Source organism: Vibrio sp. SBT000027, from assembly GCF_963894355.1.
GTDB classification, from domain to species: domain Bacteria; phylum Pseudomonadota; class Gammaproteobacteria; order Enterobacterales; family Vibrionaceae; genus Vibrio; species Vibrio splendidus.
The window spans coordinates 1,069,183-1,081,554 of record NZ_CAWQGD010000004.1; the positions used below are offsets into that span (position 1 = coordinate 1,069,183).

Here is a 12,372-nt window from a genome sequence, read left to right on the forward strand (position 1 = left end):
CTCACATATGTGAGGTTTTTTTGTATTTATCTTGCAATAAAATTGTAAGTTTGTATTATTCCAATCCGTAGTGCAAATGATAATGGTTTGCACTATTACTACGAATAATAATTTAAAGCTCAACAAGGATGCTTCATGACTATTAAATCTTTAGTGACAAAAGCCGTAACTTCGTCACTCCTTTTTGCCTCTGCTTCTTCTTTCGCAGCAGTAACTCAAGATCAAGTTGTAGAACATTACGCAGATATTGCTCATGCCGTGTTTGCAGATTCCGTAATTACAGCAAAAGCGTTGAACTCTTCTATTGATACCTTCTTAGCTTCTCCTTCTGCTGGCAACTTCGAACAAGTAAAACAAGCTTGGCTTGAGTCTCGCGTACCTTACCAACAGTCAGAAGTATTCCGCTTTGGTAACGTTGTTGTTGACGATTGGGAAGGCCAATTGAACGCATGGCCACTTGATGAAGGCCTAATCGATTACGTTTCGACTGATTACCAATATGAGCTTGGTAACGAAGGCGCTAGCGCAAACATCGTTGCTAATAAAACTTTCCAAATTGGTCAGACAACGGTAGACGCAACCAACATTACTCCAGAACTAATTGCAGATCTCAACGAGATCGGTGGCTCTGAAGCAAACGTAGCGTCTGGCTACCACGCGATTGAATTCCTACTTTGGGGTCAAGATTTAAACGGCACAAACAGCGGTGCAGGTGAGCGTGCTTACACTGACTTCGTTGTTGGCGCTGAGTGTACTAACGGTAACTGTGACCGTCGTGGCGCATACCTAAAAGCATCAGCTGAATTGCTTATCCAAGATCTAGAATGGATGGAAAAACAGTGGGCTGAAGGCGAGAAAGGTAACTACCGTCAAGAGCTTCTTTCTGAATCTAGCGACAACGGCCTACGTAAAATGCTATTTGGCATGGGTTCACTGTCTCTAGGTGAACTAGCGGGTGAGCGTATGAAGGTTGCACTAGAAGCAAACTCTACTGAAGACGAGCACGATTGTTTCTCTGATAACACGCACAACTCTCACTACTACAACGAGCAAGGTATCTACAACGTATACACTGGCTTGTACAAGCGTGAAGATGGTTCTCTACTTTCAGGCCCTAGCCTGTTTGACCTAGTTGAACAAAAAGACGAGCAAGCTGCGAAAGAGATTCAAAAGCAGTTTGATCTAGCACGTGCACAAGTTGGTCAGCTTGTTGTTTCTGCAGAGACAAATAACCAGCACTTCGATCAGCTAATTGCTGCTGACAACGCTGCAGGTAATGCACTAGTAAACAAAACAATTGTTGCTCTAGTGTCTCAAACTGCTGCAATCGAGCGTGCTGCTGGTGTTATTGGTATTGATAGCCTTAACCCAGACACGGCTGATCACGAGTTCTAAGAACCCGAGGCCAAAACTAATGTAAGGGCTCTCATTGAGCCCTTAATTGTTTGTTACTCATGAAAGTTACTCCCAAATAAAAACTAAAATCAAAAACACAGCAAGGCAATGTATGAAGTCGTATCTATCAGCCTCACTATTAACCGCACTGTTTTTCTTATCGCCATTACATGCCCATGAAACTTACTCTGGTGGTAAAACGACTGTGAAGAAAGAGGGAGCGAATGCTTTTTCTCTTCCTGCAGCCAACTTACCAATGAGCAAACGCTTGGATTTCAGTGTTGGTAACAGCTTCTTTAGAAATCCTTGGGTACCTGCACCCTCATCAACCGATGCGCGTGATGGGTTAGGCCCACTATTCAACACCAACGGTTGTCAAAACTGCCATATTAAAGATGGTCGTGGTCATGCGCCTGAAAAAGGCGATGAGAACGCGGTTTCAATGTTGGTTCGCTTAAGTATCCCAGCCGAAACGCCAGAGCAGAGACAAGCTTTCATTCGCGATGGTGGTATTCCAGAACCGACTTACGGCGGCCAGTTACAAGATTTCGCGCTTCAAGGTGTGAAACCAGAGGGTAAAGTGAACATCAGCTACACAGATGTTCCGGTTGAATTCAAAGACGGCACAGTCGTGACTCTGCGTAAACCAACCCTAAAGATTACTGATCTTGCTTTTGGCGAGATGCACCCTAAAACAGAGTTTTCTGCGCGCGTTGCGCCGCCAATGATTGGCCTTGGTCTGCTGGAGAGCATTTCAAAAGAAACGATTCTTGGATTTGCTGATCAGCAATTGGCCGACAAACAAGGTATTTCAGGTAAAGCTAACTATGTTCTCGATGTTCAAACCAACGAAATGGCTCTAGGTCGTTTTGGTTGGAAAGCTGGACAGCCAAACCTAATGCAGCAAAATGCGGCGGCGTTTAACGGTGATTTGGGCTTAACGAGTCGTTTATTCCCGAATGAAAACTGCACATCAGCGCAATCCACTTGTGATGATTTTCCAAATGGTGGCAAACCAGAAGTCAGCGACAACATCTTAGATTTTGTTGAGTTCTATTCGCAGCATCTAGCGGTACCTATTCGTCGTAATGTCGACAATCCAGTCGTTGTTCAGGGTAAAAAGCTGTTTAAAGACGCGGGTTGTCAAAGTTGTCACCAAGCTGAATTCCGCACGGCAGAGCGTGAAGGCTTACCGGCACTGTCTAAGCAGTTAATTAGCCCATATACCGATATGTTGCTGCACGATATGGGTGAAGGCTTAGCGGATAACCGTCCTGAGTATCTTGCGAATGGCCAAGAATGGCGCACAACACCTTTATGGGGATTAGGCTATACCAAAGAAGTGAATGGTCACACGTTCTTACTTCATGACGGTCGTGCGAGAAATGTTATGGAAGCTGTGCTTTGGCATGGCGGTGAAGCCGAAATGGCGAAACAAAACGTTTTAGCTCTTAGTAGCAGCGAGCGTGAAGCGTTATTGGCGTTCTTAAACTCGTTATAGGCTGAGTTGAATTCAGTTTAGTTAACGGCTAATGACTTAAGAAAGCCGCTATCAAACCACTTAGCACCGCTGAACTTGTAGGAATACGAGTCCAGCGGTCGTTTCGTATTTAATGAACTCATATAATTAAAAGAAAAATTAGGAAGTAAGGTAACAGCATGACACATAAATTTTTGTTAATGCCTTTGTCGGTATTAATCATGGCAGGCTGCCAATCATCGGGTGAGCAAGCTGCTTCATCTGAGGTTAACGGTGTGTCTTATCAAGCAGACACGACCGACCACATCAGTCGCAGTGTCTATCAACAAGAGTTTGATTCTGCAGTCCTATTCGCCAAGCAAGCCAACGAGCTAGAAGTCTTGATGCAGGGTTATTGCCAAACCAACAATGTAGAACTAGATGCGTTGAAAAATCAGTGGCAGCTCACCATGAACAGCTGGATGGCACTACAAGGCCAAGAAAGAGGCCCAACAGCAGCGCTTGAAGAGAGCTGGAATGTTCAATTCTGGCCAGACAAAAAGAACACGACGGGTCTTAAGATGCGTCAGTTAACTCAGCAGAACAAAGCTTGGACTCAAGACGAAATCGCACAGCAGAGTGTGACTGTTCAAGGGCTAGGTGCGTTGGAATGGTCGCTTTATGACGAGCAATCGCCACTGCTTCAAGACAAAGCGCTAGGTTGCCAATCATCACAAGCGATTACTGAAAACTTAGCGATTAAGTCATCTTCGATTGCACAGGCATGGCAGGTTAACCCTTGGTTAGCGCTAGACGAGACTCGCTGGGAGTCGGAATACATCGCTTTATTGACCAACCAACTTGATTACAGCATGAAAAAGCTGAGTCGCCCGATGGCGAAAATTGGTCATCCGCGCCCTTACTTCTCAGAATCATGGCGTGCACAAACCTCGATGACTCAACTAAAAGCGAATGTAGCAGCACTTCAGAATTTGTACCTTGCCGATGGCAATGGCCTAGACGGCTTGTTGAGAGAGAAGGGCTTAAACGACCTAGCTGATCGCGTTGCTGACCAGTTCACATTGACGCTAGATACTTGGCCTACAGACTCAAGCTTATTTGAGTTATTGCAGAGCAAAGAGGGCTATAGAGATGTGCTGACTCAATACAACAAACTAGAACGTTTGAAGTACCTCATTCATGAAGAAGTGGCGATAGAGCTTGGCGTGGTAATAGGATTTAATGCTACCGATGGTGACTGATACTACGCGAAGAACGCTACTCAAGGCTGCACTGGGTTGTGCAGCTGTTCCATTGCTTCCGTTTGGCTGCGCTAGTCGCTCTGGTGCTGTGAGCTCATCTAGTGAGCCTCAATTAATCGGTTGTGCGCTGAATGGGCGAGGTCAATATTCAGCGGTTGTGGCTGACGAATATGGAATGCCATTGAGTCAACTGCCGATCCCAGATCGTGGTCATGGCGTCGCGATTTGCCCTACCTCATCACATGCGGTGGTTTTTGCTCGTCGTCCTGGTGACTATTTTATGGTGTTTGACTATAAAAACGGTCAGCAGATCAAAATGGTCGTGAAAGGTAACAACCGTCACTTCTATGGTCATGGCGTTTACTCATTAGATGGCAAGTTACTGTATGCCACTGAAGGGAAAACGGACAGCAGCCAAGGTGTGATTGGCGTTTACGATGTCGCGCAAGGCTATCGTAAGGTCGAAGAGTTCAGCGGTTTTGGTATTGGGCCTCATGAAGTGATCATCATGCCGGATGGTAATCTCGCGATCGGCGTTGGTGGCGTTCATACTGATGGTAGAACACCGAAAAACCTCGATTCGATGCAGCCGAGCTTGAGTTATGTTTCTCCTGAAGGTGTGTTACTTGATCAGGTTGAATTGTTGGATAAGAAGCTGAGCATTCGACACTTAGCCCATGATGGTGCTGAAACCGTGCTTTGTGGCCAGCAATATCGTGGCGAACCAGATGAGTATCCTTCGCTATTGGCGATGCATACTAAAGGAGGCCAGTTTGAATCACTGAACGCAGAGCCTGAGCAATGGGCAAGATTCAATCACTATATCGCAAGTATTGCGGCGTCAGATGATTGGATTATTGCGACTTCACCAAGAGGCAACTGCTACGGTATTTGGTCTAAAGAAACCAAAGAGTTAGTAGAACTCTCTGCATTATCTGATGCTTCTGGTGCTGTGCTGCTTGATGGTGAGTTTCGATTAAGCTCTGGGGCGGGAAGTGTGGTAAGCCAGAGCAAGCCTTATGAGAAGTCAACTCAGCAATCATCGGTCCAGTGGGATAACCATTGGAGTTCAATCTGATTTATAAAGCCTCTTAAAAATAACATGCTTACTCCCATTTCTTTGCCATACTTATGAGATGGTTGGTGATGGAGTTAAGCATGTTCGCAAAATACTTCTGTGGATTATTAGTTCTAGTTTCTGTGCACGCATGGAGCTATACGAGTTCTGACGAGAGCCGATTTATTCCGGCTGATTCAGAGCTCTCTTTTATGCTGATTTATCCAGAGCTTACCCAGAGTATTTATCAAGACTCATCTCTGCCTGTTCTTTGGGATTCACCTGAACTGGTTAAGGCGTTTGAATTTCAATTGTCGCTTCTCGAACAAGCTCAAATGGCACCACTCTTCGATCGACAACTCAAGCAAATTCGTCACTATCAATCCCATGCTCAATGGCAAGAGTTGGACATATTACTCACCGATACTTTTATCTACTACCTGAGCTACGTTGAAAATGCGCCGCTTGCCGGTAAAGAGTGGTACTTCTCGGGCAAGCTGCATTCCAAATTACCTGCGCCTTCTCCGCATATTCTGATGAGATTAAAAAGCAGCGTTGCCAATGATTACTTATTGGAGATGGTGTTGTCTTACGCGCCGCCTGTTGGGGATTTTGACCAATTCAAAGCAACCTATTCGGTGTTAGAAACCGCCTCTGAACTCAATATTGAACGATATAGACAGAAAGGTTTGAAGCGCTTGGGTGACGAGCTTTCAGACAAAACGGTTCTTGTTGAGCGCATTGCCTTGGTTGGTGTTGATACCTCGATGATCGCGGTCGATTTTCCCGAGTTCGATCGAGATCTGCAAACGGCAATTAAATCTTTTCAGCGCATGCACGGCCTTACAGACGATGGGATCGTCGGGCCAGATACGATCAAATGGATCAACATGAGCTTTGATGATCGATTGACTTCATTGGCTCTGAATGCCGAACGTGTTCGTTTGTGGCCAAGAGACAGAGACTCTCTCATCGTCGTCAATGTCCCTAGTTTTGATATGAAGTATTGGGAAGATGGCGAAGAGGTCTTTGAGTCCAAAGTCGTGGTGGGCAGAAAGTCGCGAAAAACGCCGCTTTTAGAGATAAACCTCGATTCGGTCATCCTAAACCCGACTTGGAATGTGCCATGGAAAATCATGGTCAAAGACATCTTGCCTAAGGTGAAAGCGGACGAAAGCTATCTAGATACACACAACTTCCAAGTGATTGACGGTTGGCGCACTATGGAGACGGTCGACACCACTGAGATCGATTGGCAGACCATCAATTTCAATTCTTTCCCATATCGAATGCGTCAGCAGGCCGGGTCGCGTAATGCATTAGGTTTGTACAAGTTCAACACACCTAACAAGCGAGCGATCTATCTGCACGATACGCCAAGCAAAGGTCTGTTTAATGACGACTTCCGTGCTTATAGCTCCGGCTGCATACGTGTTGAACATGCAGAGGAATTGGCTGAGTTGTTGTTTGCTACCCAGGTAAGGAAAGTACCGAACCAAAATGATGATCTTGCTCCGAATACTAAGGTGCGACTCAAGAAGCGAATCCCCGTACATATCATTTATCAAACCGTATTGTTTGAAGAAGGGGGCATACAGTATCGTGGTGACATCTATCAATATGATAAAGAGGGTGGTTAATTATCAATGAAGCCAATAAGGGTGATCTTGACCAAAAAATGACAACTAAGCTTCTATTGATAAAATTATAATGTGGATCAATAACTAACCGTGCAAAGGTTACAAATACTAACCTTTTGGGCGGTTTTTGTACGTTGACGCAGCAATTACCATTATGTATCGTGCATTTTTCGTTCGATCTAATTGGTTTTTTTGCTGTATGTCTCAAAGTTTATTTTCACGCCGTCAGTTTCTGACTTACGCTGGTGGTACCGCTGTTGTCGCCTCAATTACTCCTTCTATCGCTTTTGCTTCATACCCTGATCAACCAAGAACGATTAGCATGAACAATCTTCACACTGGTGAACGATTAGAGACCTGTTATTTCGATGGCACTAACTATGTTGGTGATGAGATGGCACGCCTCAGCAAACTATGTCGCGATTTCCGCCGTAATGAAATTCACCCAATGGATAAGAACCTGTTTGATCAGATCACTCAGATTCAAAATGTCTTAGGTATTCAAAAAGAAGTTCAAATCATCTCTGGTTACCGTTCTCCTGCGACCAATGAAGCATTGCGCTCTAAGTCGAGTGGCGTAGCTAAGAAGAGCTACCACATGTTGGGTAAAGCGATTGATTTCCGTATTGATGGCGTCAACCTAAAAGAATTAAGAGACGTAGCCAAAAGCCTGAATGCGGGTGGTGTAGGTTATTATGCACGTAGCAACTTTATCCATATCGATACTGGCCCAGTACGTAGCTGGTAGCGCTAGGCTTAGATTACGAGCGAAACGGTAGGGACTTGTCAAAGTAGACATCCAATGTCATAGTTTGCCCAAATTTCAGTTTGCCCTCTAAGGTTTGTATATGTCTCTCAAGTATCAAGTTGTCCCTGTTACCTCTTTCTCTCAAAACTGCTCAATTGTGTGGTGTGATGAGACAATGGAAGGCATCGTTGTCGATCCGGGCGGAGACGTTCAACAGCTGGCTGCGATCATCGAAGAGCTAGGTGTTAAAGTGGTGAACTTGGTCCTGACGCACGGTCACTTAGACCATGTGGGTGGCACTGTACCGCTTGCTGAGATCTTGAACGTGAACATTGTTGGCCCGCATAAAGCCGATAACTTTTGGCTTCAAGGTCTAGAGAATCAAAGCCAGATGTTTGGTTTCCCACTGTGCAAAGCTTTTGAACCAAACACATGGTTGGAAGAGGGCGACAAAGTTACTTTTGGTAACCAAGTGATTGATGTGATCCATACTCCGGGCCACACACCTGGTCACGTTGTACTGTTCAGCGAGCAAGCGCGCATGGCGTTTGTTGGTGATGTTTTATTTAACGGTGCTATTGGTCGTACGGATTTCCCACAAGGCGATTTCAACACGCTGATTGCTTCAATCAAGACTAAGCTTTGGCCACTAGGCAGCGACGTAACATTCGTTCCGGGTCATGGCCCTGAATCGACATTTGGCCGCGAACGCGCATCAAACCCATTCGTAGCAGATGAAATGCCTCTGTACTAGGCCTTTGATTTAATAGAAGAACGATTTAAAATGAAGCTTAGCTTTTCCTATGAAAGCTAAGCTTTTTTATTGCGTGCGAGTTTATTTTTAAACCTGTTTAATTTTAATCAGAAAGACGCTCGGCAGCCGCCAAGTAGCGTCGAGCAAGTCCAATAAACTCTTCTCCACTCATATTCAAATCTTGAGTTGATATGAAAATATCGTAACCGTGGAAACCCCTCTGATATTTCATCCTGTTCGCAAGCATCGCCTGTAACCCGGAATAGTCTTTAATCACTGCGTTTTTCGCATTCGATTTATGGGATTTCGATTCATGGGGTGAATCTGGGCTAGTCTGTGTTTGGCTATCGTTGAAGATAACCTCGTCAGTATTTTGTGACTCTTTATATCTGTTCAGTTCCACACAGCCGCTCTCAGTGCAGCGCGCATGGTAATGCGATGAGTCGAGCACCATATCTTCAAAGTTTGACTCTTTACCCGCTTGCTTGGCGCCCAGATACAAAAGTGCTCGCTGGCTCAGCAATAACTCGCAAGTGATTTTAGGGCAAATTGAATCGAGGTAGGGCGAGTAATCTTTAACCTTGATACCAACCCAAGGAAGAGGTTGATGCCACCCATCTTGTTCGTAAGTACATAGGCCAATCTTTTCAATATTACTCCACTTTAAAACCCACCCACCTTTATAAAAATGCTGCTGAAAATGCGTCGGTGTGAGAGTGAACATCACTCTGCTGCGCAACATTAAATAATAACCAGTTCCGAGTAGGGCAATAATGCAAAATGCACCCACGATCAGTAACTTTGGATTGTCACTGTACAGAGCAACGATCAAGCAAACGAAGCCTAAAACAACGGCCAGAATACGGTACGAACGTGTGAACGAAGGCAAAGAGAAATTTGTAAGGTGACGAGTGTCCATAGGCAACACCAAGTTTTCATATTTTTGTCTGGATGGATAACCAGTGTATATGACCCTGAATTGATAAGTCGATGATTAAATAATAGACGCTAGTAGACAATATCGGTATTTTTCGTCGACTTTCGGCGCTTCACTCTACAAATAGCTCCTGTTTTTTGGTATAAATCGCGCTTCAAATTTTCACCACTGCGAAAAGAGCAGTGAACTGGAGAAATATTCAATGAGACTTGCTCATAAGCGTAAGGTGCAGGCTAAACTGCAGAAACGCACTAAAGCGGCTGTAGTTAAAGCAGTGGCAACGCCGAAAAAAGCGAAGCCTGTCGCAGAGAAAGTTGTAGCAGAAAAAACTGTAGCAGCAAAACCAGCGGTAGAGAAAGCAGTAGCAGCAACTAAAGAAGTTGCAGTAGCACTGACTCCTAAGCAACAACAAGTTCTAGACATCGTTGTTAGCAATGCTGAAGGCATTAACCCTAAAGGTATCGGCCTAGCAGCTGGTCAAGAAGACGCGAAAGCAGCTTCATGGGCAACAGGCGCATTGAAAAAACTTCTTGAAGAAAACCTAGTAGCGAAAGAGCAACTTGCAGGTAACAAGGTTATCTACAAAGCTATCTAATCCTGTGGGATTACATTCGCTTCGTTAAGTTTTTAAGCCTCGATTTTCGAGGCTTTTTTGTATCTGGCGGATCATGTTAATCCCAAAACCAAAACCAAAACCAAAACCAAAACCAAAACCAAAACCAAAACCCCTAAACCCATACTCATATTCAAACCTAGCATTCGAACCTAGCCCCAGCAGCCTTATTTCCAATCGGCTGATCTCTTTCGTTATTCATCTGTCTGTCGCGTGTCCCATGTTACGAATCAGTAAGCACCAAAGTAGGGCGTCTGATTCTGTGAAACCTTGATTCTCATGGATTGAATGCATTTAGGTGCGTATTTGATCTGTGGTGTGAATAGAGCCTCATCACGAAATGGCAATCAATTGTTAACGGCATTTAATTATTAATACTTAGGTACTTATCAATAAGTATTCCCTTGATGAATGGAGTAAGTCCTTTAAAATCGACATAACTCAATTATCTCCTACGTAGTTCTACGTAATCCTTTGGTCTAATACGCAGTTTGTGTGGGCCTGTCGTGCGTGCTCTCCCTGATATCTAGTTGCCTCATCAAGGTGCACTCTTATGTTGAACCATAAAAAATACTCACAGAAAGAGTGTTAATCCAACAAAAGGACGTGAACATGAGTCTCATTTCTAACTCCCTCACACGAGTTTTCAAAAACGTTGCGGTTACTGCAGCGGCTTGTTTAGCTTTGGTCGCAACTGGCGCCACAGCTGCTGATAAGGTTTATCGCTTGAAGCTTGCTGAAACATGGGGACCAAACTTCCCTGTTTTCGGTGATGCAACCAAAAACATGGCTGCGATGGCTGAGAAGATGTCGAATGGTCGACTGCAAATCAGAATCGATTCAGCGAACAAACACAAAGCACCGCTTGGCGTTTTTGACATGGTTAAGTCTGGTCAATACGACATGGGTCACTCAGGCTCTTACTACTGGAAAGGTAAAGTTCCAAACACTCTTTACTTCACTTCTATGCCTTTCGGTATGACGCCAGCTGAACAATATGCGTGGTTCTATCACGGTGGCGGTATGGAGTTGATGGAGCAGGTTTACTCTCCACACAACCTAATGTCGTTCCCAGGTGGTAACACGGATATTCAGATGGGTGGTTGGTTTCAAAAAGAGATCAACAGCGTTGAAGATCTAAAAGGTCTGAAAATGCGAATCCCAGGCTTTGCTGGTGAGATCCTTGCGGAGCTAGGTGCTAAGCCGACTAACATTGCCCCTGGTGAGCTTTACACGTCTTTAGAGCGTCGCACAATCGATGCACTAGAGTGGGTGGGTCCATCACTTGATTTGCGTATGGGTTTCCACAAAATCGCGCCTTACTACTACACAGGTTGGCATGAGCCGGGTTCAGAGCTTCAATTCCTAGTGAATAAGCGTACATGGAACAAGCTTCCTGAAGACCTACAAGAAATCTTGCGTGTTGCAATGCGTACAGCGGCTTACGACATGTACACACAAGCAACGCACGAAAGTGGCAAGAACTGGGTTTCAATGAAAACAGAATACCCAGATGTACAAGTTAAAGATTTCCCGCCTGAAGTCATGTCGGCACTGAAAGAAGCGAACGATCGCCTACTTGCTGCACATGCTGAGAAAGATGAGTTGGCAAAAGAGATCCAAGCTTCACAAGCAAGCTACCTAGAGCAAGTGCGCTCATGGACGGATATTTCACACAGAGCTTATCTAAATAGCCAAGCGAAATAATCGACAGTTGTTGAACTGAAGCTAAATGAACCCAAAGCTGTTCTTGTTAGGTAACTAAGAGTGACTAAGCGGCGGGTTCATTTTAACCATAATAATTAAGCAGGATAAATCCTGTAACAAGATCCCAAGAACCCTTTCTACGTCGTGCATCTTGTTAGCGCTACTTGTTTTAGTTGCCCTAACTCTAATACACGATGTCTTTTCAAATTCCATGGAGTCGGGAATGCGAAGTCTAATTTATATTGAACGCCTATTTAATCGTATCGGTGATGCACTGGGATGGCTTTCCAGTATGTTGTTTATCCTTCTTGTTGCGAACGTTGTGTATGACGTTGTGATGCGATACGCCTTTAACGATGTGTCTATCGCCTTCCAAGAGATGGAATGGCACCTTTTCTCAGCCGTATTCTTGCTGGGTGTTCCTTACGCCATCAAAGCGGGTGGCCACGTGCGAGTGGATGTTTTTTACGAACAACTCAGCTTCAAGGCACAAGCGATTATTGACCTAATAGGTACCGTTGTCTTCCTGCTTCCTTTCTGTTTGCTGGTGGCTTGGTTTGGTATCGATGTTGCCAAAGAGAGTTATAACCTGGGTGAAACGTCGGGCGATCCCGGTGGCTTGCCGCATCGTTGGATCATTAAAGCGATGATCCCACTGTCGTTTTTCTTGATGGCTGTCAGTGGTGTTGGTTTGATTCTGCATTCGTTGAACAAGATTTTTAATCCGCACCTTATCCATGCAAATAACACGCATGCAAATAATACTCACACAAACAATACTCACACAAAGAATAAGTAGA

At 44.7% G+C, this 12,372-nt stretch carries 12 protein-coding genes; 10 read left to right on the forward strand and 2 right to left on the reverse strand.

Annotated features, from left to right (window positions below; translation table 11 throughout):
- Window positions 1-135: 135 nt before the first annotated feature.
- The 7 genes from AACU28_RS14695 (at window position 136) to AACU28_RS14725 (ending at window position 8,315) form a co-directional block, all read left to right on the forward strand.
- Entirely contained in the window at window positions 136-1,395 is a 1,260-nt protein-coding gene (locus tag AACU28_RS14695) for an imelysin family protein (RefSeq protein ID WP_121603122.1), read from the forward strand.
- Between the two features lie 112 nt (window positions 1,396-1,507).
- A complete protein-coding gene (locus AACU28_RS14700; protein ID WP_029405782.1) occupies window positions 1,508-2,896 on the forward strand; it encodes a di-heme oxidoreductase family protein in 1,389 nt (462 codons plus the stop codon).
- A gap of 158 nt (window positions 2,897-3,054) precedes the next feature.
- Window positions 3,055-4,116 (forward strand): imelysin family protein, encoded by a 1,062-nt coding sequence (locus AACU28_RS14705; RefSeq protein WP_102442543.1) that lies wholly within the window; start codon window positions 3,055-3,057, stop codon window positions 4,114-4,116.
- Window positions 4,106-5,194 (forward strand): DUF1513 domain-containing protein, encoded by a 1,089-nt coding sequence (locus AACU28_RS14710; RefSeq protein ID WP_004733383.1) that lies wholly within the window; start codon window positions 4,106-4,108, stop codon window positions 5,192-5,194. Before AACU28_RS14705 ends, AACU28_RS14710 begins: the two co-directional genes overlap by 11 nt.
- An 80-nt stretch (window positions 5,195-5,274) precedes the next feature.
- Window positions 5,275-6,813: a L,D-transpeptidase family protein gene (locus AACU28_RS14715; RefSeq protein WP_121603123.1), complete on the forward strand. Its 1,539-nt coding sequence runs from the start codon at window positions 5,275-5,277 to the stop codon at window positions 6,811-6,813.
- A 199-nt stretch (window positions 6,814-7,012) separates the two neighbouring features.
- Window positions 7,013-7,561 (forward strand): YcbK family protein, encoded by a 549-nt coding sequence (locus AACU28_RS14720; protein WP_004733385.1) that lies wholly within the window; start codon window positions 7,013-7,015, stop codon window positions 7,559-7,561.
- Between the two features lie 100 nt (window positions 7,562-7,661).
- Window positions 7,662-8,315 carry an MBL fold metallo-hydrolase gene (locus AACU28_RS14725; protein WP_004733386.1) on the forward strand — a complete coding sequence of 218 codons (654 nt, stop codon included), beginning with the start codon at window positions 7,662-7,664 and terminating at the stop codon, window positions 8,313-8,315.
- A 103-nt stretch (window positions 8,316-8,418) separates the two neighbouring features.
- On the opposite strand, the gene AACU28_RS14730 is transcribed toward AACU28_RS14725, so the two are convergent.
- Window positions 8,419-9,234: a DUF2982 domain-containing protein gene (locus AACU28_RS14730; RefSeq protein WP_121603124.1), complete on the reverse strand. Its 816-nt coding sequence runs from the start codon at window positions 9,232-9,234 to the stop codon at window positions 8,419-8,421.
- A 220-nt stretch (window positions 9,235-9,454) separates the two neighbouring features.
- On the opposite strand from AACU28_RS14730, the gene AACU28_RS14735 reads away from it, so the two are divergent.
- Window positions 9,455-9,847, forward strand: coding sequence for a hypothetical protein (locus AACU28_RS14735; protein ID WP_004733388.1), 393 nt, complete (start codon window positions 9,455-9,457; stop codon window positions 9,845-9,847).
- Between the two features lie 24 nt (window positions 9,848-9,871).
- Here AACU28_RS14735 and AACU28_RS14740 read toward each other — a convergent pair whose 3' ends face one another.
- Window positions 9,872-10,042, reverse strand: a complete 171-nt coding sequence (locus AACU28_RS14740; RefSeq protein WP_183091195.1) for a hypothetical protein — start codon at window positions 10,040-10,042, stop codon at window positions 9,872-9,874.
- A gap of 435 nt (window positions 10,043-10,477) precedes the next feature.
- Here AACU28_RS14740 and AACU28_RS14745 point away from each other — a divergent pair, with 435 nt between their 5' ends.
- Window positions 10,478-11,572, forward strand: coding sequence for a TRAP transporter substrate-binding protein (locus tag AACU28_RS14745; RefSeq protein WP_017070257.1), 1,095 nt, complete (start codon window positions 10,478-10,480; stop codon window positions 11,570-11,572).
- Between the two features lie 211 nt (window positions 11,573-11,783).
- Entirely contained in the window at window positions 11,784-12,371 is a 588-nt protein-coding gene (locus AACU28_RS14750; RefSeq protein WP_121603125.1) for a TRAP transporter small permease subunit, read from the forward strand.
- Window position 12,372 lies beyond the last annotated feature (1 nt).